Below are 21,200 nucleotides of genomic sequence, written 5' to 3'. Positions count from 1 at the left end.
CCCGGAAGAAATAACTTGCGTTTGATAAAAATTTCCGTTACATTTCTTTTAGAAAGAAGGGCTTTTATGCCGAAGAGTCGGGTGGAAGCTTTTACTGATGCGGTGATTGCCATTATTATGACGCTGCTAGTTTTGGAAATTCATCAGCCAGCTGGAGCCGAGTTTAAAGATTTGTTGGCGGTGAGTCACAAGTTTGTGATTTATGTGGTGAGTTTTGTTTTTCTAGCTATTTATTGGAATAGTCATCATCACCTGTTTCACTTGGTCACCAAGGTCAACGGGCGCGTGCTGTGGGCCAACAATTTTTTCATTTTTTCTTTGAGTCTTTTTCCTTTTGCTACGGCTTGGGTGAGTGATCATTTTTTGAATTTGGTGCCGCAAGTCACTTATGGCGCTGTTTTCTTCCTGGCAAATGTCGCCTACTACACGCTGTATAAAGCCTTAAGTTCCGCTCATCAAAATGAAGAAAGTTTTCAAAATTATAAAAAAGATTTGCAAAAAATGTATTTGTCGATTTTCGGGATGCTCTTTGGAATTTTGCTAGGATTTTTGATTAATCCGTTGCTAATTTTTGTCGTCATTGTTTTGATTTTACTTCTTTGGCTAATTCCTGATCGCCACACGGAAAATTTATTTTAAAAAAAAGCTTCGCCACTTTCAGTCTAAACTGAGTGGCGAAGCTTTTTATTTTTTAAAATTGTTGCAAAACAACGGTTAGAACTAGTGCCAATACGTACGCCCCGTTAAATAAAATGAAATTTTCCATCGAGCGTTTAAAACTAATTGGTGCCGGCACTTCTTTCCGATGTTTTTTCAACGTGCTCCAGACTTTTGGCAAGGTCAAAAAGACTAGTAAAATCGGCCATTGATACACGCCAAAGAAAAACCCGATAAGTAAAACGGCAAAACAAGCTAGTTGCATCATTTCAAATAAAGTCGTGCCATTTTTGCGCCCGATATAAAAGACTAAAGTAAACCGATGATTGACAATATCCGTATCCAAATCCCGCAAATTATTAGCCAGCATAATATTGGCAATGGTGAAAACTAGTGGTAAAGAGGCCCAGACAATCGCCACCGCCCCGCTGATGGTTCCCGTTAAAGCGAACTGATTGTTTGATAAATCTAAGAAAAAAATTTTATCTTGAAAAGTATTCAGATAAATCACCATCGCCGGAATCCCCACGCCCATCGTCACGCCGGAGAACACTTCCCCTAGCGGCATCCGCGACAAAGGAATCGGGCCGGATGTGTAAAAAATACCGATAAAACAACACGCCGCGCCCATGAAAAGCAACAGCCATCCCGTTTGCCAAACAAGAAAAAGACCAATTAAAAAGGCGGCAGCCGTCATACCGAGAATAATTTTTCTCACGAGACTCGGTTGAATTTGCGCTGTTCCTAAAATATTTTCTTCATATTTATAATGCTCATCTTTGGCTTTCATAAAATCTTGATAATTATTTATCGTGGTGGTGGCCATATCAAAAAGCAGCATCGCCGCAAAAAACAGCGCCATGTAACCCCAGTTCACCGTTTCAAAATAACTCCAAGAAAAAAACAGCGCCATAAAAAATGGAAATACACTAGCCATTTTCGTTTGAATTTCAACTAATTTCAAAAAACTTTTTACCGTCATTCCACCACTCCTCCACTTTCACTTCGCCCATTTGTTTACGGAAAATTTACTGAAGATCGCCGGTCTCCCCCATTGTGTACCCGGATTCTTCAGATAAAGTAAATGTTTCTTCAATCCCGCTAGTGACAAAAACTTTTCCTTCCGTCGTCACAAAAATCGCATCGACATCGTCCAACGTTTCCACATAAGCTAAGCCATTTTTCACACCCATGGAAAATACTGCAGTGGACAAGCCGTCGCCGTCAACAGATTTTTCCGTCACAATCGTCACTCCGGCAATATCATTATCAAATGGATAACCTGTTTTTGGATCGAACAAGTGGTGATACGTTTTGCCATCGACTTTTAAATACCGTTCATAAATTCCAGAAGTCACCAAACTTTTATTCGATTCAGGCAATTGTCCTAAAATCACATTGCGGGCTTGATTGGGATCTTGAATACCAACTGTCCAGTCGATTTTTTCTTCGGCCGTTGAGCGAGAAGAATTTCCCAAGACGTAAACATTGCCTCCCAAATCGACAATCGCACAAGTGACACCGGAATTTTTCAAGACTTCTACCACTTCATCGGTAATAAAACCTTTAGCAATCGCCCCGAAATCCAGCGCCATTCCTTTTTCCGTCAAATAAATTGTTTGTGCCTCGTCGTCAAATTGAACCTTCGTGTAATCTACCAGTGTGAGGGCGGCATCGATTTCTTCTTGACTAGGTTTTCTAGCGTCATCAAAACCAATGTGCCACATGGCAGTGATCGGTCCAATGGCCATATCAAAACCGCCGTTAGAGTCCTCGGAATATTTCAGCGCTTCTTTAGCCAAACGATAAACATCGTCGCTCACTTTCACTGGCGCAACGCCGGCGTTAGCATTCACCGCGTCTACTTCACTACCTTCTTGATTCACGGTAATTTTATCGCCCAATTCTTTAACGCGGGCAAAAGCATCTTCTAAAACGGACTCTTTCCCATTATCAAAAATACGAATGTCGACATAGGTTCCTAATAAAAATTGTTGATCCTCATAAGCTTTAGTATTTATTTTTTGGCTTGTTGTGGTGCTTTCATTTGTCTGGTCCGTGCCGGATTGCGAAGTGCATGAAGCAAGCAACAAAACACTAAGACTTAGTAAAGCAGCTCCTGCCAATATTTTTTTGGAAATTTTCACGCGTTCCCTCTTTTCAAAATGATATGTAAAATTTTTCACTCTCTTACTTTAGCATGTTTTGGGCAAAAGACAACTGAAAAAAGTTTTTCTAATTATTTTTTTCCAAAAAAGATTACCTATTAAAAAAAATAAAGCTCGCTGACAAAAGCCAGCAAGCTTTGATTCTTTTTAGACTTTTGGTAATTTGATGAGCGGTGTCTTAAAGCCTGCACTTAGGAAATTAGATAAAATGCCTTCAGTCAGCAAGCTGACTTACTCCATTTTTCTAAATTTCTAAAGTGCAAACCGGCTTTTCGACATCCTTATTTGGCCATGATGATGTTGTCTACTTCGATCGCTGTTGTGTCGCCTTTTTCAGCGGCGTTGATCAATTGTTGTGCGTAAATGATGAAGCTGTGGGAGCTGTGAGTAGCGCCGGTAACAACTTCGGTATTGGCAACAGATGGTTCTTCGCCAGACATTGCTGCTAATAAGTTTTCATTTAATTGAGGAATAAATTCAGCAGGTCCAACGCCAGATTTTGCTGTCATGTTTGCTTCGTATTCTGTGTCGTCTTGTTTTGATTTGCCGTCAGCTGAAAAATTATCATATTTAGATTCAGTTACTTTGCCGCCAGCTACAACGATTGAAAAGTCAACGTGGTAACCATTGGAATCATTTTTTTCAACTAATGAATAAGTGCCGTCTTTTAATTCAGCGCCATTGTCGATTTCAATTGTTTCCGTGTTGCCAGCTTGAGCTGCTTGAATTAATTGTTGTGCATAGTTTTGGAAAGATTCAGAAGTATGAGTCGCTCCGGAAACAACTTCCACGCCAGAAGCGCTTTGTGCTGCAACTAAAGATTCGTTCAATTCTGGGATAAATTCAGCAGGGCCGACGCCAGATTTTGCTTTCATGTTTGTTTCGTATTCAGTATCTTCAGCTTTTGATTTGCCGTCAGCATTGACTGCATCAAAATTAGATTCGGAAATTGCGCCGTCTTTTACAGTAATAGAAAATACTGTGCGATAGCCATTGCTTTCATTTTTTTCTTCTAAAGTATAAGTACCATCTTGTAAATCAGCGCCAGCTGTTTTTTCAGCAACGGCTGCTTCGGACTCTTTTGTGGAACTTTGTGCAGAACTTACTTCCGTTGTGGACGCTTCCGTTGAAGCAGATGATGCGGAATCTCCATCGTTGTTGTCAGCGCCACAAGCTCCTAAAACTAGAGCTGAAAACGTTAAGATGGATAAACTTGCTATTAATTTTTTTGCTTTCATTTTTAAATCCCCTTTTCTTTTTTTGTTGAAGTTTTCACAAACCCTCACTACTAATTTAAGTTAAATTGAATATAATGTCAACACTTTTTTTAATATAGTGCGCATTTTTTCAAAAAATTTTGGTCTAGAGCAACTCTGTGAAAAAAATTCCTGAAAATGTGCAAAAATATTAGACAAAATGACGTTTCTTCATTATAATATAGAAGATTGTGTACTTATTATCATACTTAATATACTGAGGAGCGAGATAAAGACTATGGCTAAGCAAAAAATTGTCGTAGTAGGAGCTGGTTATGCTGGTGTTTCTGCCACTAAACTTCTTTCAAAAAAATTGAAAAAAGAAGACGTAGAAATCACTTTAATTGATCGTCATTCCTACCATACTATGATGACCGAGCTACATGAAGTAGCTGGCGGACGAGTAGAACCCACTGCGATTCAATATGATTTACAACGTTTATTCTGTCGCCGTAAAAATGTCAAATTGATTACCGACACGGTAGTTAGCATTGATAAAAATAAAAAAGTTGTCCAAACAAAATTAGGCAGCTATGAATTTGACCATCTGATTTTAGGGATGGGTGGCGAACCTAATGACTTTGGCACACCAGGTGTTAAAGAAAATGGCTTTACATTATGGAGTTTTGATGATGCTGTTCGTTTGCGGGAACATATTTTAAATACCGTTGAACAAGCGGCTTTGGAACCTGACGAAAAACTTCGTCGCCAAATGTTGACTTTCGTTGTCTGTGGTTCTGGTTTTACCGGAATTGAAATGATTGGCGAATTAATCGACTGGAAAGCTCGTCTTGCCAAAGATTATAAATTAGACGAAAAAGATTTCTCATTAATGGTTGTTGAAGCTTTGCCAACTATTTTAAATATGTTGACTAGAAGCGATGCTGCTAAAGCAGAACGTTTCTTAGCTTCTAAAAATGTTGAACTTATTTTGTCTTCACCAATTGTTGAAGTAGATAAAGAATTCATCGTCTTAAAAGGCGGGAAAAAGATTCCTACTAACACATTGATTTGGACAGCTGGTGTGAAAGCCAACTCCGATGCTGCTGACTTCGGTTTAGAATCAGCCCGCGGCAATCGTTTAGTAGCTAACGAATTTATGCAAGCAAAAGGTTACGAAGATAAAAATATTTATGTAGTGGGCGACCAAGTGTATTTTGAAGAATTTGAAAATACGCCAACACCACAAATCGTCCAAGCAGCTGAACAAACAGCCCACGCTGCGGCCGGCTCAATTGTGGCCGACATTAAAAATACTGAAAAACATCCATTTAAATCCAATTACCAAGGTTTCATGGTCTCCATTGGTTCTAAATGGGGCGTAGCGAATTTATTTGATAAAATTCATTTATCTGGTTTCTTAGCCATGATTATGAAACATATTGTCAACTTGAAATATTTCTTCGATATTCGCTCAGGTTATTACATGTTCCAATATATGATGCACGAATTCTTCCATATTAAAGATGATCGTAATGTTGCTCGTGGACATTCTTCACGTTACGGCAATGTTTTGTGGAGTGTACCTCTGCGGATTTTCTATGGTTTAGTTTGGTTAGTCGAAGCTGGTAAAAAAGTTATCGGTAATGGCGAAGTTTTGAAACCATCTACTTGGTTTGGTGAAGGTTCTTGGTTTACCGGTAATTCTGTTTTCCCTTGGACATGGGGTTACGCTGCAGACGCTGCGGCAACTACCGCAAGTTCTGGTGCTGATGTTGCTTCCGGTGCATCAACGGCCGCTTCAACTGTTGCTTCAACTGTCGATGTTGCTTCTGCTGCTTCCGGTGCTGCTACTACAACAAGTTCAAGCGCTGGTGAAGCTGTTGTCCATGCTGCCAAATTTGGTTTGAGTTATGCTTACGGCGAAGAACCACAAGTCGTCGTTGCAAAATCTCCAGGTTGGTTTACTAAAATGATGCAATGGATGATGCCTAATAACGATGTCGCTATGTTCTTCCAAAAATTCATGACCATTGTTGAAATATTAATTGCACTAGCATTAATCGCTGGTCTTTTCACTTGGTTAAGTAGTGCTACAACGATTGTCTTAGTCATTGCCTTTGTTATGTCCGGTATGTTCTACTGGGTTAACATCTGGTTTGTCTTCGCCGCGTTTGCCTTAATGAACGGCTCCGGCCGCGCAATCGGACTCGATCGCTGGGTCGTTCCATTCTTACAACGCACCCTCGGCAAGTGGTGGTACGGAAAAGAAAAAAGTCTTTATAAATAAAGGTCATCTTACGAGCGGTTAACGACGTAGAGAATTAGGGAAATGTTTTTAAATCCCGATTTTGGATTTGAAAATCATTTCATCTATTCTCCTAGTCGTTGCGAGCAAGATACCGAAAAAGGTTATCTTTAGGGCGCTCAGTGGTGTAGAAAATTAGGAAAACCGAGGACGAATGGAACATTCGCCGGAAGTTTTATCTATTTTCCTAACCGCTGCCCTAAAGATACCGAGCAAAAAAAACATCTTTACTGCGTACAACGCAGAGAATTATTTAAAATCTAGCCTGAAAAAAATCGGTTTGCGATTTTTTCAGGCTGTTTTTAATTAAAATATGGTATAGTAAAGCAGAAAAGAGGTGGCCGATTGCAACTGAAAAATTTAATAAAAAATAGCCACTTCAAATTTTTGGATGGCGTAATTATTGTTGTTTTAATTTTGCTATCGTTTTTACCGATTGTGATTTTTTCTTGGCAACAAGTGGAACAAGAGCCGGGAACGGTTGTCACTTATGAAGCAGTTTTGACGGTGGACGGAAAAGAAATTAATACATTTCCTCTTGAAGCCGGCACAAAAAAATATACATATCGCTACACCGATGCAGACGGCGACTATAATTTAATTGAAGTCGATGGAGATGAAATTCGCATCGTGGAAGCCAACTGTGGTGATCAAGTTTGCGTCCAGCGCGGCGCCATAAAAAAAGCGCGCGAAACCATCGTCTGTCTCCCCCACAAATTACTTATTGAAGTGGTGGCTTCTGATGGGAATCAGGAGGGCAACGTTATTTATTAACGGACAACTATGGATAATAAACTGAGAAAAAATATGTACATTTCCTTGCTGGTGGCCCAAGGTGTGATTATTGGCCTCTTGGAAAATATGATTCCCTTTCCTTTTGCCATTGCTCCTGGTGCCAAATTAGGGCTAGCCAATTTAATTACGATTATCGCCATTTTTACTATGAAAAAATCCGACAGTTTTTTATTGGTCATGTTGCGGTTATTTTTAACCACTTTGTTAGGCGGCACCATGTCCACCTTCTTTTATAGTTTAGCCGGATCGGTTTTAAGTTACTTCGGCATGTTGTTAGTAAAATCATTTGGGCCAAAACGCGTTTCAATTATCGGAATTTCCGCTACCGGTGGATTTTTGCACAATGTGGGGCAACTAGTCGTGGCGAGTTTAATCGCCGGATCTTGGTCGGTGATGCTCTATTTGCCCGTCTTAAGTTTGATCGGAATTTTGGCCGGCTTTGCGCTAGGAATTTCCGCCAATTATTTACTCGAACACGTCGACACTTTAAAAAAATTCCAAATAAATTATGAACAATCACAAAAAATAAGTAAAAGATTTCGTCAGTCAAAGGAGCGCTCATGAAAATTCATCCCATGTGGCAAGAATTTCCCACTATTCAAAAAGACCTCAATCAAACTTTAACTTTAATGGAAAAAAGTATTCAAATTAATAATAAGCCAGTCAAACAAGCGATCGTTGATATGATTCATTCCGGCGGCAAATTATTGCGCCCGGCCTATCAACTGTTGTTTGCTCAATTCGGTCCGAATCAAGAGGCAAAAAAAGCTGTCGCCTTGGCGGCTTCCATCGAGCTTCTGCACACGGCGACTTTAATCCACGATGACATTATCGATATGTCCGAATTACGACGGAGATTGCCAACGATTCAGGCAACTTTTGGTAACGATGTGGCTGTTTACGCCGGCGATTATTTATTTATTTGCTGTTTCAAACTTTTGGCCGGATACGCTAGTTCTCTGAAAAGTATTCAGCTGAATTCTGTCAGCATGGAAAAAGTTTTGATTGGCGAGCTGGGGCAAATGAATTTCCGTTACGATTATTCCGGCGGCGTTGCTGCTTACTTAGATAATATTACTGGAAAAACGGCTGAGCTGTTTGCTTTGAGTTGTTTTGTGGGTGCTTATGAAAGTGGCTGTAGCCAAAAAATGGCCAATAACGCGCGGAAAATTGGTTTAAATATCGGGATTGCTTTTCAAATTATCGACGATATTTTAGATTACAGCCAAACGAGCAAAAAAATCGGGAAACCCGTTTTAGAAGATGTGAAACAAGGCGTTTATTCATTGCCACTCCTTTTAGCGTTAGAAAATAAAAAAGAAGAGCTAGCTCCTCTATTGGCCAAAAAAGAAAACTTAAGCGACGCGGAAGCCGAAGAAATTTTTGCCTTAGTCCACGCCGCTGACGGCGTCAAAAAAGCCCAAGCACTAGCCGAACAATATACAAAAGATGCGCTAGTAGCAATTGAAAAGTTACCAGATAATTCCATGAACACGAAAGAAACCTTAAAAAAACTCACCACAAAAATCCTCTGGCGAGAAAATTAAGGATGGCAAAACAAGGTTGTCGAAAGAGCGTTTAGCGGTGTAGAAAATTAGGAAAACCGAGGACGAATGGAACATTCGCCGAAAGTTTTATCTATTTTCCTAACCGCTGCTCTTGAGACACCGTCAAAACAAGGTTGTCGAAAGAGCGTTTAATGGCGTAGGAAAATAGGAAAATGGTGTAAGTGTGTGAAACGCACTGAAAGTATTTTATCTTTTTCCCTAGCCATTGCTCTTGAGACACCGTTAAAAACCAAAAACCGATCACCAGTCATGGTGGTCGGTTTTTATTTTTTGCTGAGATAAATGACTTCTGTTTCAATAATGAAGCCAACTTTTTGATAGAGATGCAACGCTTGTAGATTATTACTTTCCACGCCAATCTTAATGATTCGCTTATTCTCTCGAGTCAGATTTTGACAAGTTTTTTCCAGCAAATAAGTGCCAAGCCCTTGATTTTGCCAATTCTCAGCGATAAATAAACCAAAAATATAATCATAGTCGTCTTGATCCGCCGCACAGGTGCCGATGATTTGGTCATTTTTTTTCAAAATAAAATTCTCTTGCTTCTCGTCTGCCAATCCTTTAAGCAAATATTGGTGAGCGGTTTCGCTGCTCGTTTCTGGAAAAGCCCGTACCTGAAGCTGCGTTAACGCTTCAATATCACTTGCCTGGAGATTTCTAAATTGAAATTCTTCCCGTTCACTAAAAATCCATTTTTGATTTTTTTTAGTCGTCAGCTGAATTTCTGTTTCCGGATCTGCCACTAAAGAACAATTTTTCAAAAAATCAGGATTATCCGTTAAAAATTGTTGTTCTGTCCAAAATTCCAAATCGTGATAGCCGAATTTTTCTAATTCACTAGTCGCTGCTTGAATTAACCGCGTGGCAATCCCTTGCCGGCGAAATTTTTCATCCACAAAAACGGCCATTTCGGCGGTGGATTCGGTATTTCCATCGGCATAAATCGAAAGAATGCCCGTCAACTGATTATTTTCATAATTTAAAAAGAGCGTCAGCATCTCTGCAAAAAAATTAAACTGATTACTGAGATATGGCGATTTAAATGTCCGGTCGTGTTGCTGAATTTTTTTAATTAATTGATTGCATTCCGCCAATTGTTCTGACGTTAGTTCCGTCGTTTTAACGATCATTAGGATCTCTCTTTTCAATAAATATCTGATAAATTTTTATTTTATTTTTTCTATTGCTTGGTTAATTTCTGCCAATGCTTCGTCGTCACTTTCCACTTCAAGCGCTGCTTGCAAATAAACTAACGCTGTTTCCCGCTCTTCGGATTTTTTGCGGATCAACTGTCCAATGGCCCAAGCTGCCGTTCCTCGCAAAACTGGTCGGACGTCATTTGCCAAAACTTTGTACAATTCTTCCAGCGCCGAGCGGTCGTGGAGATTGGCTAAAGCGATAATCGCGTTGCGTTGTAGTGGTTTTTTCCCTCGCCATGAGCCTGCCAAATGGGCAAAATTTTTCTTAAACTCAGCATTGGTCATAGTTAACATCGGTTGTAAAAGAGGCGCCACTTCATCAACTTGCGGTTCCATTTCTTCATGAAAATGAAAATCTTTTCCTTGATTGTAAGGACAAACTAGCTGACAAATATCACAACCATAAATAACATTGCTAATTTTTTTGCGGAATTTTTCTGGCATCATTCCTTTTGTTTGCGTTTGATATGCCAAACAAACTTGCGCATTCAGCCCACCTTCTGGCAAAATCGCCTGCGTCGGGCAAGCTTTAATACACCGCGTACACTCGCCACAACCAAAAACCCCCGGTGCGTCCGGTTCAAAATTAATATTAGTTACAATTTCGCCGAGATAAACCCACGAGCCAAATTCTTCAGTAATCAACAAACCATTGCGGCCGACAAATCCTAACCCCGCCCGTTGTGCCACGGCGACATCGACTAATTCGCCGGTGTCCACTTGCGGTGCGAGGCGCCAATGATTTTCTATTCCTTCAGCAGCAGCAACTTCTTGAATAAATTGAATCAGCTGTTGCATCTTATCCCGCAAAATAAAATGATAATCGGTCCCCCAACTAGCCCGAGAAAATTGCCCCCGCTTGCCATCTTTAGGAATTTCTTGGTGAATTTTCGTCGGATACGCCAAGGCAATAGAAATAATCGATTGCGGATTCTCAAATGTTTTTTCCAAATAAATTCGTTCGTCAATATTTTGATGCTCAAAGCCAGAATTTTGTCCAGCTGCTCTTTGTCTTTCAATGGGTTCTTTTAATTCTAAAAATGGTTCCGCTGTAGTAAAACCGATTTTATCGATCCCCAGGCGCGCAGCTTCTTGGATAATTTTTTCTTTTAAAGATGTAGTCATTTTATTTCCTCCTGACGGGCAAACTTTTAACAAACGGGAATTTTTTTTAAATTGTGCAGCTGAAATTTATCTGCTACATGACGATTTTTGTTTCCTTTGCTCAAATTATGCACGTTTTAGAACATTTTTTCAAGCGCCCGCTTGCACTCCTTCATTTTTTTTGCTACCCTCAATCGGAGGTGATTTTTTTGCAAAAATTTACATTACGCCGGCTAATTTTACTAGCCTTATTTAGTGCCATTTGTGTTGTGGGACGCATTGCTTTTCAATTTTTACCAAATGTCCAACCCATGACCGCCATTTTTTTACTGCTCGTTTGGCAAGCAACCTTAACAGACGGCTTGGTGGTGGCTTTCTTATCTTTAACTGTTTCAAATTTATTTTTCGGAATGGGTCCTTGGTTTTTCGGCCAACTGATCGCGTATTTCGTCGTTTTATTGGGCGCTTTTTTAATTAAAAAAATCAGCCAAAATTTTATTATTTTATTGCTTTATGCTATTTTTGCCGGCTTTTTTTACGGCTTTGTCGTCAGCATCTTCACTAAAGATTTATTTGGTATCACGGCTTTTTGGCCTTATTATTTCCAAGGATTGCCTCACGACGGCCTTCATGCTTTGAGTAACGCCGTTTTTTATTTATTACTAGCGCCGATTTTTAAAAAGATCACAAAAAGACTAGGAAATTTTTCCTAGTCTTTTATTTTTTGTTTCATATGAAACAATTATCTTTTTTTACGAATCATATCCCCCACAGCCACCGGTTCTTCCACTGGCAAATGTAAAATCATCATGGGATTTGGCGCCCGCTTAATCGATTCGCCATCTTCATTTTTCATTTCCATAACGGATTGCGAAAAATGATGGAAACCTGGACCGTAAAATTCAATCTCATCTCCTATTGAAAAATGATTCCGTTGGCGCACGGTAGCGATTTTTGTTTCGGCATCGTAACCTAATACTTCACCGACAAATTTATAAACTGGGATTTTGCGTCGTTCCCCAAATAATTGTTCATTTTCAGTTGGCGTGCCAAAATAAAAGCCAGTTGCTAATTCGCGTTGCGCTACTTTCCACAGCTCATCGATCCACTCTTGACGGCAAACATAATGCTCAGGGTCTGCCATATAACTATCCACCGCCGCTTTATAAACATTTGTCACTGTTGAAACATAATGAATCGACTTCATCCGGCCTTCGATTTTAAAACTATCAACGCCCGCTGCAATTAATTCTGGCAAATGTTCAATCATGGACATATCAACAGCGCTCATAGAAAATTCTTCCTCCAGCTCGCCTTTGACATCACGTTTCTCTGCGCCAAACGGCATATCGTACAAGCCATATTTCCAGCGACAAGATTGACTACAGCCGCCACGATTGGCATCGCGATTAGCCATATGATTTGATAAAACGCAGCGACCCGAATAAGAAATACACATCGCCCCGTGAATAAATGCTTCGATTTGCATATCGGTCTTGGCTCTGATGGCTTCCACTTCCGCCAAGGAAACTTCCCGCGCCATCACCACGCGCTCCAAACCAACTTCTTTCCAAAATTCTAGCGTTTCCCAATTAGTAGCAGAAGCTTGCGTGGACAAATGCACCGGCAAACCTGGCGCTTGAGTAATAGCCAGTTCAATTAAAGCTGGATCAGAAACAATTACGGCATCGATGCCGATGTCCCGCACTTTTCTAAAAAATTCGCCCGCGCCTTCTTCATCGCCGTCGTGGGTGACCATGTTGGCTGCCACATAAACTTTGGCGTTGTGACTTCTGGCAAAGGCTAGTCCTTCTGCCATTTCTTCATAGGAAAAATTTCCGGCTCGGCGGCGTAACGAATAGGCATTACCGCCAATATATACTGCATCGGCGCCATAATGAATCGCCGTTTTTAATTTTTCTAACGTGCCAGCTGGTGCTAACACTTCTGGTCGTTTCATCATTATTTCTCTTCTTTCTACTAACAACAAACTATATGTTGCGATTTTGTTAAAGGTTACAAAGGACTACTGATTTTTATTGCACACTGGCCGGATCGACTTCAAAAAATCCTAAGTCCAATCCCCGTTTGGCAGGATGCCACCGGCGTACTTCTTGGGTCAAATGGTCGTTGACTGCTTGTGACCAAATATTTTTTTCCAAATGATGCCGCGCTTCAACAAATTGTTCCACCACTTCTACAAAATCATTTTCCGGCGTAAATAAACCATCTAACTTCCAATGATCATAGGAAAGCGTCGCAAGTTTTGGCAGCACGGGCAATAAATTCAAATCATTATCAGCAAAAACATGGGTCCCATTGCTATCTTCAAAAATTCCGTAATGGGTTTCTGGTTTTTTCGGCTCAGATAAAAATAATTCCCGGTCAGCAACTTCATCAACGTCCACTTTTGTGTAATCAAAATAATTTTGCAACAGTGGTCGTTTGGATTGATGAATACATGTTGGACCAAAGACTTGAACCTCGCCAAAAACATGCAAGTTCGGCGCCATTTTTTCAAGTTCAGCAAAAGGAACTTCCCGGGCAACGACGGCACCAATGGCTCCGTGATCAGCCCAAAAATTAATTTGCCGACTACTCGTCACTAGCGTTTGCCCATCATACAAAAAGGGAATCTCGCAATTATTTTTTTTCATGGCATATATAATTCCCGGATCGCCCAAAGTGATTTGATCGACTCCGCTGGCTTTTAAAAATTTCAAATAATCCGGAATTTCTTTCATTTTTTCTGGGTGCATAATGCCGTTGACAGCTACCGTCGCTTTTTTTCCAGCCGCATGGGCCAAATCAATCAGCTGACTTTGTTCATCCCAAGTAAAACTGTGGGGCAACCGCAAACCAAATGCTTCCATCCCGAAATAAAGTGTATCCACGCCGGCGTCTAACAAAGCGCGCCCTTGCTCCAGTGATGCTACTGTAGCTGTAATTTCAATCATGGGAAAACCTCCTTCAAACTGTCTTCATATTAGCACAGCTGAGGCAATCAGAAAAGATAAATTTGTGAAAAAAACGGTAAAAAAAAAGCATCTAAGCTATATTTTTAATAAAAAACCTAGTTCAGAAACTTTTTTTTAATTTCTTTTCTTTAGTTAACGCCAGCTAATTTTTTTTCAGCCGTTTTTTTGACATCTAAGGTGATTTTTCCTTTAGTAGCGCCGATAGTCACACTATCGCCTAGTGCAATTTGATTAGACAACAAGGCCTCACTTAAGCGGTCTTCAATTTCTTTTTGCAACGCGCGGCGAATGGGACGCGCGCCATATTCAGGATCAAAGCCGACTTTGGCAATCACATCGATGGCACTTGGGGTGATTTTTAAAGTAACATCTTGCTCTTTCAAGCGATCAATCACACTTTTACTCATGATTTTTACAATTTCGTGAAGTTCGTCTTTTTCTAACGATTTAAAGACGACTGTTTCATCAATCCGATTCAAAAATTCTGGCCGGAATGCTTTTTTCAACTCTTCTAAAATCCGTTTTCGCATCGCTTCGAAGTTTTTTGAAACATCGGTAACATTAAAACCGACATTTTTTTCTTCCCGAATTTCTGTAGCACCAATGTTACTAGTCATGATCAAAATCGTATTCCGAAAATCAATTCGGCGACCTTTCGCATCGGTTAAATAACCATCGTCTAGCACTTGTAACAATAAGTTGAAAATATCCGGATGCGCTTTTTCCACTTCATCTAATAAAACGACGGCATATGGTTTTTGACGAATTTTTTCCGTCAGCTGCCCGCCTTCTTCGTAACCGACGTAACCTGGAGGCGAGCCGATAATCCGTGAAGTGGAATATTTTTCCATAAACTCAGACATATCCACCCGAATTAAAGCATCTTCAGAACCAAACATCGCCTCAGCCAATGCTTTTGCTAATTCTGTTTTGCCGACACCGGTTGGTCCAAGAAACATAAATGAACCAATCGGGCGATTAGGATCTTTCAAACCAGAACGCGCGCGACGAATCGCCCGGGAGACTGCTTTAACCGCTTCGTCTTGACCGATGACTCGCTGATGTAAAATACTTTCCAGATCCATCAGGCGTTCGCTTTCTTTTTTCTCTAATTGTTTCAGCGGTACGCCAGTCCACTGGGAAACCACCGACGTGACATCTTCAGCGGTGACTTGATGACCATAACCTGTCGCTTTTTTCGCTTCTTGGGCCATTAATTGTTCTAATTTTTCGTTTTGTTTTTTTTCTTCTTTGCGAAATTTTGCTGCTTGCTCAAAATTTTGAGCGACAATCGCTTGTTCCTTTTGCTTAACTAATTGGGTAATCTTTTTTTGTTGGGTCGTAATTTCTGACGGCTCATCGGCAAAATCCAAGCGCACTTTAGCTGAGGATTCATCGATTAAATCAATCGCTTTGTCTGGCAATTGACGAGAATTAATGTAGCGCACCGACAAGCTCACCGCCGCATGAATCGCTTCGTCAGTAATTTCCACATGATGATGCTCTTCGTAGCGAGCCTTCAATCCTTGCAAAATTTCTTCCGCTTCTTCTGGCGTTGGTTCGTCCACTTGCACTTTGGCAAATCTCCTCTCCAAAGCTGAATCCCGTTCAATATATTTTTGATATTCTGCTAAAGTTGTCGCGCCAATGGTTTGCAACTCACCGCGAGCTAGCGCTGGTTTTAAAATATTAGAAGCATCAATTGCCCCTTCAGCGCCGCCTGCACCAATGACGGTATGGAGTTCGTCGATAAATAAAATCACTTGCCCATCTTGATAGACCTCGTCAATAATTTTTTTCAAACGATCTTCAAATTCACCGCGATATTTTGTCCCGGCTACTAAAGAACCCATATCCAACATCATTAGGCGTTTATTTCGCATATCTTCAGGCACATTGCCGGCTATAATTCGTTGCGCCAAGCCTTCTGCAATCGCCGTTTTCCCCACACCGGGTTCACCAACGAGCACCGGATTATTTTTGGTGCGCCGTGATAAAATTTGAATTAAGCGTCGCACTTCTTTATTGCGGCCAACGACGGGATCCATTTTATTTTCAGCGGCTAATTTAGTTAAATCCCGCGCCAAATGATCTAGCGTCGGTGTCTTTGACTTGGAATCATTAGTAGCCTGCGTCCGCCGACCGCGTGCATTACTAGCGCCAACAAAATCTCGGCGCCGATTATTTTCCTCGCCGCCTAACTGTTGGACAATTAACTGACGGACTTTGGGCAAATTCAAACCAAGATTCGTCAAAATCCGCGCCGCTAAAATATCTTCATCCCGCAAAATTCCTAGTAAAAGATGTTCGGTGCCGATTTTTTCTGAACCAAATCGTTTCGCCTCATCGCCAGCATACACAAAAATTTGTTTGACCCGTGGTGAATAAGGAAGATAAGCATTTTTAGGATAATTGGTGACATTTCCGTGGCCGGTCAAATGCTCCACTTCATCTAAAATATCTTCTTTAGTGGCGTTGACCTCCCGGAGAGTTTTGCCGGCAATCCCATCTTCTTCAATCGTTAACGCCAACAAAATATGTTCCGACCCGACGGCTTGATGGTGGAAAATCTTAGCTTGCTCTTGGGCAATCGCTAGGGCTTCTTTGGCCCGCTTTGAAAATAATTCTTGCATCGTTATTCCTCGCTTTCGTAGCCTAAACGTTCGATAAAGGCTTTTAATAACTGTGCGCGCAACACATCTTCTTGTTGATAATGCCCCAAAACATTGCTGGAAAGCGTCGCTAAAAATAAATTACCTTCCCGTTTGGTTAATAATTTTTCTTCATATAATTTTTGCAGCAAATCACGCGCCCCATTTTCAGAAATTTTTTCTCCGAGAGTGTGGGACAAGGCGCTGAGATAACTACGGGAACTTGTAAAACGCAACTTGGCAATCCGAATATAGCCGCCGCCGCCCCGCTTACTTTCCACTTGATAGCCTTGTTGCAGCGTGAAACGCGTATTGATTACATAATTAATTTGCGAAGGCACACATGAAAATAAATCCGCCATTTCTGCACGCCGAATTTCAATCGAATCATTGGCCCGCAAAATTTTTTTCAAATAATCTTCAATTAAATCAGACGTATTCCGATTGCTCATAGTAACCTCCTTTGATTTTTTATGACCTTGACTAGCGGTGTGAAAAAAGCTGTGTCTAGGAGAATAGATAAAAATTCCGGCGAATATTCTATTCGTCCTCATTTTTTCTAATTCTCTACGACCCATTACTCTTTTTTCACAACCTTGACTAATCCTGACCAACTCATTATAACGAATAAAACAGCATTTGAGAAATATTTCTGACTTGCGAAAATAAATTGTAATTGTTTTTTAGAAAAATAAAAAATTCGAGTCTTTTCGCCAAGCGAATTGAGACTCGAATTTTTTCCTGTTAAGTTTTAAAATTTTGATGCTTTGGAAATAACCTTATTTGACGGTGTGTTTTGAACAATGGCTTGGAAAATAGAAACAATCCTTCCTGACTGCTTTGCAGTCATCCACCATTGTCCTAATTCTCTACGCCCCATAACGTTTTTTTCACAACCTTTTTTTAAATTTGTGCCCAGACGCTTTCTAAGACGTTGGTTTGGTTGCGGTCGGGGCCGACTGAAAATGTTGAAATTCGCACATTAACTAGTTCGGTCACACGATGAACATAGTTACGGGCATTTTCGGGAAGCTCGGCCAAAGTTTTGCAGCCGGTAATATCTTCTGTCCAACCAGGAAGCTCTTCGTAAACTGGTTTGCAGCGGGCCAAAACTTTCAAGCTTGCAGGATAATGATAAATCAATTCTCCATCTAATTCGTAAGCTGTACAAATTTTTACCGTTTCAAGACCTGTCAGAACGTCAATCGAATTCAGCGCAAGATTCGTAATCCCAGAAACTCGTTTTGAATGGCGCATCACCACTGTATCAAACCAACCCACGCGGCGCGGACGACCGGTAGTTGTGCCATATTCGTGACCGACTTCGCGAATTTGTTGGCCGATTTCGTCATTTAATTCAGTTGGAAATGGACCATCGCCCACGCGCGATGTATAAGCTTTGCAGACGCCGACGACTTTATTTATTTTGGAAGGACCAACGCCGGAACCAATCGTCACGCCGCCTGCCACCGGATTACTACTGGTGACAAATGGATACGTCCCTTGATCGATATCCAACATCACGCCTTGCGCCCCTTCAAACAAAACTCGCTTGCCTAAATCCAACGCATCATTTAAAATCACCGACGTATCAGTGACATATTTTTTAATTTCTTGACCGTATTGATAATATTCTTCAAAAATATCTTCAAAATTAAATGGCGCATGATCATACATCCGCATGAAGACGCGATTTTTTTCTTTCAAATTAATTTCTAAACGCTCAGCAAAAATTTCTTTGTCCAACAAATCAGCAATTCGAATACCAACGCGGGCAGCTTTGTCCATATAAGCGGGCCCAATGCCTTTAATTGTTGTGCCGATTTTTTGATCGCCTTTGCTATCTTCTTGCAGTTGATCCAATAAAATATGATATGGCAAAATAACGTGCGCCCGATCAGAAATCCGCAAATTATCGGTAGTAACACCATGATCGTGTAAATATTTTAATTCGGAAACTAATGATTTGGGATTGACGACAACACCGTTACCAATCACCGAAATTTTTTCTGGATAAAAAATCCCTGACGGAATCAAATGCAATTTATAAGTCACGCCATTAAATTGAATCGTATGGCCGGCATTGTCGCCGCCTTGATAACGCGCAATCACTTCGGCATTTTCACTTAAAAAATCAGTAATTTTTCCTTTTCCTTCATCGCCCCACTGGGTTCCGACTACAACAACTGATGACATTACTTCACTCCTTCGTCTTTCAAACATATATATTCTAACGGAAACGACACTAAATTTCAACTTATTTTCGAATGATTATTTTTTTAAATTAAATAAAAACACCAAAACACGAACATTTTCCAAAAATAAAAAATACACACAAAAAAAACCAACAAGTCTTTCCTGCTACTTGTTGGTTTTAAATTATTATCTTTAATACGCTTCTTGCATATTAGAAATCGAAGAAAATTTATTATATTCTTTGATAAATAACAACTCGACAGTCCCGCGGGCGCCGCTTCGGTTTTTTTCAATAATGACTTCGACAATATTTTCCCGGCCAGAACTTTCTTCTTCGTCCTCGCCTTCACGCTCATAATAATCTTCCCGATACAAGAAAGCCACGATATCAGCATCTTGTTCAATTGATCCAGATTCACGAATATCAGAAAGCACTGGTTTTTTATCTTGCCGCTGCTCAACTGAACGAGAAAGCTGAGACAAAGCAATCACGGGCACATGTAATTCTTTGGCGATTTTTTTTAATTGCCGCGAAATTTCTGAAACTTCTTGTTGACGATTTTCCCGACCAGTTCCTTCTATTAATTGTAAATAATCAATCACAACTAAACCGAGATTTCCTTTTTCTTGTGCCAGCTTCCGACATTTCGCCCGGATTTCAGCCACTTTAATTCCCGGCGTATCATCAATATAAATATTGGCTCGCGATAATGAACCCATGGCAACAATCAAACTTTGCCATTCGATTTCTGAAAGTTGTCCGGTCCGCAAGTGGCTGGCTTCAATAGATCCTTCTGCACAAAGCATCCGATTGACTAAAGATTCAGCTCCCATTTCCAAACTAAAAATCGCCACTGCTTTATCCGTTTTCGTTCCGACATTTTGAGCAATATTAAGCGCAAAGGCCGTTTTCCCTACAGCAGGTCGCGCCGCTAAAATAATTAATTCATCCGGCTGCAAGCCGGCGGTCATTTTATCTAGCGCCAAATAACCCGTGGGCAATCCGGTGATTTCTTCGTCATTTTGATATAAGCGGTCGATGTTAGCAATCGCCGTATTTAAAACATCGCGAATTAATAAAAATCCTGAACGATTGCGACGCTCAGATACTTCTAAAATTTTTCGTTCAGCTTCATCTAAAATATTTTCCACGCCATCTTCTTGGCTGTATCCTTCTTGGACAATGGCCGTAGCGGTGGAAATTAAGTTGCGCAACAATGATTTTTCTTCGACAATTTTGGCGTAATAGACAACGTTGGCTGCGGTGGGTACTGCCAATGCCAATTCGGACAAATAAGAAATCCCGCCAATATCTTCTAACTGATTAGCCTGTTCCAATTGATTTTTCAAAGTCACCACATCGATGGCCTCGTTGCGATCATTGAGACTCAACATAGCTTGGAAAATCAAACGATGGCTCCGTTTGTAAAAATCATCAGCGGTAATGTATTCGCTAGCTTCAACTAAGCGATCAGCATCTAAGAAAATCGAACCTAAAACCGCTTGTTCTGCTTCCAAATTTTGCGGTGGAATCCGCTCTTCAAATGCTTCGTTCACAATCTCGCTCCTTTAAATGTTTGTCTTCATTGTATAAGAATTTGCTCAAAAGTACAATGCAGGCCTCCAATATAAAAAGAATAATATCTATGAAAAATAAATTTGTTTCACTGGAGATTTTTTATGTATAATCTTTCCATGCCAATTTCTCCCAATGTCAAGAACTTCGGCATTAAAATTTTTCTTTCATTACAAAAGAAGAAACCGCCGAAATTTATCGGCGGTTTCTTCTTTTTGCTCGTTTAAAAAATGGGTGTAACAATCGTTTCAGTATAGTTAGCTGAAACGGGGGTGGCGTATTTCAAGACGGCATCTTTTTCAAAAAGTTCTAAGGCTGAAATGGCCTGCATACTATTTTCCACCACTTCGGCATCCAGCAAGACATCAGAAATCGCTGGTGCTAAGGTGGACGTTTTTCCTAATGAATCTTTAAATACTAATTTTAATTTTTTTGACATTTTTTTTCCTCCTCTAATTTTTTTAGCGCATAAAGCGCGTAGCAACATGACCGACTGCATAATTTAGCGAGTGACTAGTAGGAGCAAGGTCCGCCATAATCGCTGCAAAATCCAATAATTTTTCACCATCCGCACCTTCAGTCACATCGGAAAAAGATTCCTTAACGCTCTTTTCGCTCCCGGCAACTTGCAAATACACTTCCACTTTGGCTCCATTAAATACTTCAATCATACTATTTCCTCCTCAAATTTTTTTGTTGTAGTGGCCTCTACACCTATTGATACGAAATAGCCCTGCCAAAGTGTTCCATTTTAAAAAAATTTTTTTCATCTTTTTTTCCAATAAAAAAAAGACCAACGAAAAA

The 21,200-nt window shown here is 40.4% G+C and carries 19 protein-coding genes; 6 read left to right on the top strand and 13 right to left on the bottom strand.

The features are described from left to right. Positions 1–66 precede the first annotated feature (66 nt). Entirely contained in the window at positions 67–639 is a 573-nt protein-coding gene (locus BQ5341_RS02130) for a TMEM175 family protein (protein ID WP_071130431.1), read from the top strand. A gap of 52 nt (positions 640–691) precedes the next feature. On the opposite strand, the gene menA is transcribed toward BQ5341_RS02130, so the two are convergent. The 3 genes from menA to pplA all read right to left on the bottom strand — a co-directional run bounded on the left by menA (position 692) and on the right by pplA (position 4,063). Beyond that, positions 692–1,639, bottom strand: coding sequence for a 1,4-dihydroxy-2-naphthoate polyprenyltransferase (menA, locus tag BQ5341_RS02125; protein WP_071130430.1), 948 nt, complete (start codon positions 1,637–1,639; stop codon positions 692–694). Between the two features lie 46 nt (positions 1,640–1,685). After that, complete coding sequence (locus BQ5341_RS02120) at positions 1,686–2,798, bottom strand: FAD:protein FMN transferase (RefSeq protein WP_083378596.1); 1,113 nt, start codon at positions 2,796–2,798, stop codon at positions 1,686–1,688. Positions 2,799–3,106: 308 nt separating this feature from the next. Beyond that, complete coding sequence (pplA, locus tag BQ5341_RS02115; protein WP_071130428.1) at positions 3,107–4,063, bottom strand: extracellular electron transfer flavoprotein PplA; 957 nt, start codon at positions 4,061–4,063, stop codon at positions 3,107–3,109. A 256-nt stretch (positions 4,064–4,319) separates the two neighbouring features. Between pplA and BQ5341_RS02110 the strand changes: the two genes are divergently transcribed. The 4 genes from BQ5341_RS02110 (at position 4,320) to BQ5341_RS02095 (ending at position 8,671) form a co-directional block, all read left to right on the top strand. Then, a complete protein-coding gene (locus tag BQ5341_RS02110; protein ID WP_071130427.1) occupies positions 4,320–6,311 on the top strand; it encodes an NAD(P)/FAD-dependent oxidoreductase in 1,992 nt (663 codons plus the stop codon). 363 nt (positions 6,312–6,674) lie between these two features. Further along, on the top strand, positions 6,675–7,103 hold the full coding sequence (locus tag BQ5341_RS02105; protein ID WP_071130426.1) for a NusG domain II-containing protein: 429 nt from the start codon (positions 6,675–6,677) through the stop codon (positions 7,101–7,103). Between the two features lie 9 nt (positions 7,104–7,112). Beyond that, positions 7,113–7,688 (top strand): Gx transporter family protein, encoded by a 576-nt coding sequence (locus BQ5341_RS02100; RefSeq protein WP_071130425.1) that lies wholly within the window; start codon positions 7,113–7,115, stop codon positions 7,686–7,688. Next, positions 7,685–8,671 carry a polyprenyl synthetase family protein gene (locus BQ5341_RS02095; RefSeq protein ID WP_071130424.1) on the top strand — a complete coding sequence of 329 codons (987 nt, stop codon included), beginning with the start codon at positions 7,685–7,687 and terminating at the stop codon, positions 8,669–8,671. The genes BQ5341_RS02100 and BQ5341_RS02095 overlap by 4 nt, the downstream gene beginning before the upstream one ends. A gap of 284 nt (positions 8,672–8,955) precedes the next feature. On the opposite strand, the gene BQ5341_RS02090 is transcribed toward BQ5341_RS02095, so the two are convergent. Beyond that, positions 8,956–9,822 carry a GNAT family N-acetyltransferase gene (locus BQ5341_RS02090; RefSeq protein ID WP_071130423.1) on the bottom strand — a complete coding sequence of 289 codons (867 nt, stop codon included), beginning with the start codon at positions 9,820–9,822 and terminating at the stop codon, positions 8,956–8,958. A 36-nt stretch (positions 9,823–9,858) separates the two neighbouring features. After that, entirely contained in the window at positions 9,859–11,016 is a 1,158-nt protein-coding gene (gene queG, locus BQ5341_RS02085) for a tRNA epoxyqueuosine(34) reductase QueG (RefSeq protein WP_071130422.1), read from the bottom strand. Between the two features lie 188 nt (positions 11,017–11,204). Between queG and BQ5341_RS02080 the strand changes: the two genes are divergently transcribed. Further along, entirely contained in the window at positions 11,205–11,708 is a 504-nt protein-coding gene (locus BQ5341_RS02080) for a hypothetical protein (protein ID WP_083378562.1), read from the top strand. 29 nt (positions 11,709–11,737) lie between these two features. Here the strand turns inward: BQ5341_RS02080 and BQ5341_RS02075 are convergent, their stop codons facing one another. The 8 genes from BQ5341_RS02075 to BQ5341_RS02040 all read right to left on the bottom strand — a co-directional run bounded on the left by BQ5341_RS02075 (position 11,738) and on the right by BQ5341_RS02040 (position 21,067). Continuing rightward, on the bottom strand, positions 11,738–12,958 hold the full coding sequence (locus BQ5341_RS02075) for a peptidase U32 family protein (protein ID WP_071130421.1): 1,221 nt from the start codon (positions 12,956–12,958) through the stop codon (positions 11,738–11,740). 73 nt (positions 12,959–13,031) lie between these two features. Continuing rightward, complete coding sequence (locus tag BQ5341_RS02070; RefSeq protein ID WP_071130420.1) at positions 13,032–13,952, bottom strand: peptidase U32 family protein; 921 nt, start codon at positions 13,950–13,952, stop codon at positions 13,032–13,034. 149 nt (positions 13,953–14,101) lie between these two features. Beyond that, entirely contained in the window at positions 14,102–16,606 is a 2,505-nt protein-coding gene (locus BQ5341_RS02065) for an ATP-dependent Clp protease ATP-binding subunit (RefSeq protein WP_071130419.1), read from the bottom strand. A gap of 2 nt (positions 16,607–16,608) precedes the next feature. After that, positions 16,609–17,076, bottom strand: coding sequence for a CtsR family transcriptional regulator (locus tag BQ5341_RS02060; RefSeq protein ID WP_071130418.1), 468 nt, complete (start codon positions 17,074–17,076; stop codon positions 16,609–16,611). 451 nt (positions 17,077–17,527) lie between these two features. After that, complete coding sequence (locus BQ5341_RS02055; protein ID WP_071130417.1) at positions 17,528–18,820, bottom strand: adenylosuccinate synthase; 1,293 nt, start codon at positions 18,818–18,820, stop codon at positions 17,528–17,530. A 192-nt stretch (positions 18,821–19,012) separates the two neighbouring features. After that, positions 19,013–20,377, bottom strand: coding sequence for a replicative DNA helicase (gene dnaB / locus BQ5341_RS02050; protein WP_071130416.1), 1,365 nt, complete (start codon positions 20,375–20,377; stop codon positions 19,013–19,015). A gap of 242 nt (positions 20,378–20,619) precedes the next feature. After that, positions 20,620–20,835, bottom strand: coding sequence for a DUF2922 domain-containing protein (locus BQ5341_RS02045; RefSeq protein ID WP_071130415.1), 216 nt, complete (start codon positions 20,833–20,835; stop codon positions 20,620–20,622). 22 nt (positions 20,836–20,857) lie between these two features. Next, positions 20,858–21,067: a hypothetical protein gene (locus BQ5341_RS02040; RefSeq protein WP_071130414.1), complete on the bottom strand. Its 210-nt coding sequence runs from the start codon at positions 21,065–21,067 to the stop codon at positions 20,858–20,860. Positions 21,068–21,200 lie beyond the last annotated feature (133 nt).

Source organism: Enterococcus timonensis (assembly GCF_900104595.1).
Lineage (GTDB): Bacteria > Bacillota > Bacilli > Lactobacillales > Enterococcaceae > Enterococcus_J > Enterococcus_J timonensis.
This window is presented reverse-complemented; position numbering and strand designations above follow the sequence as displayed.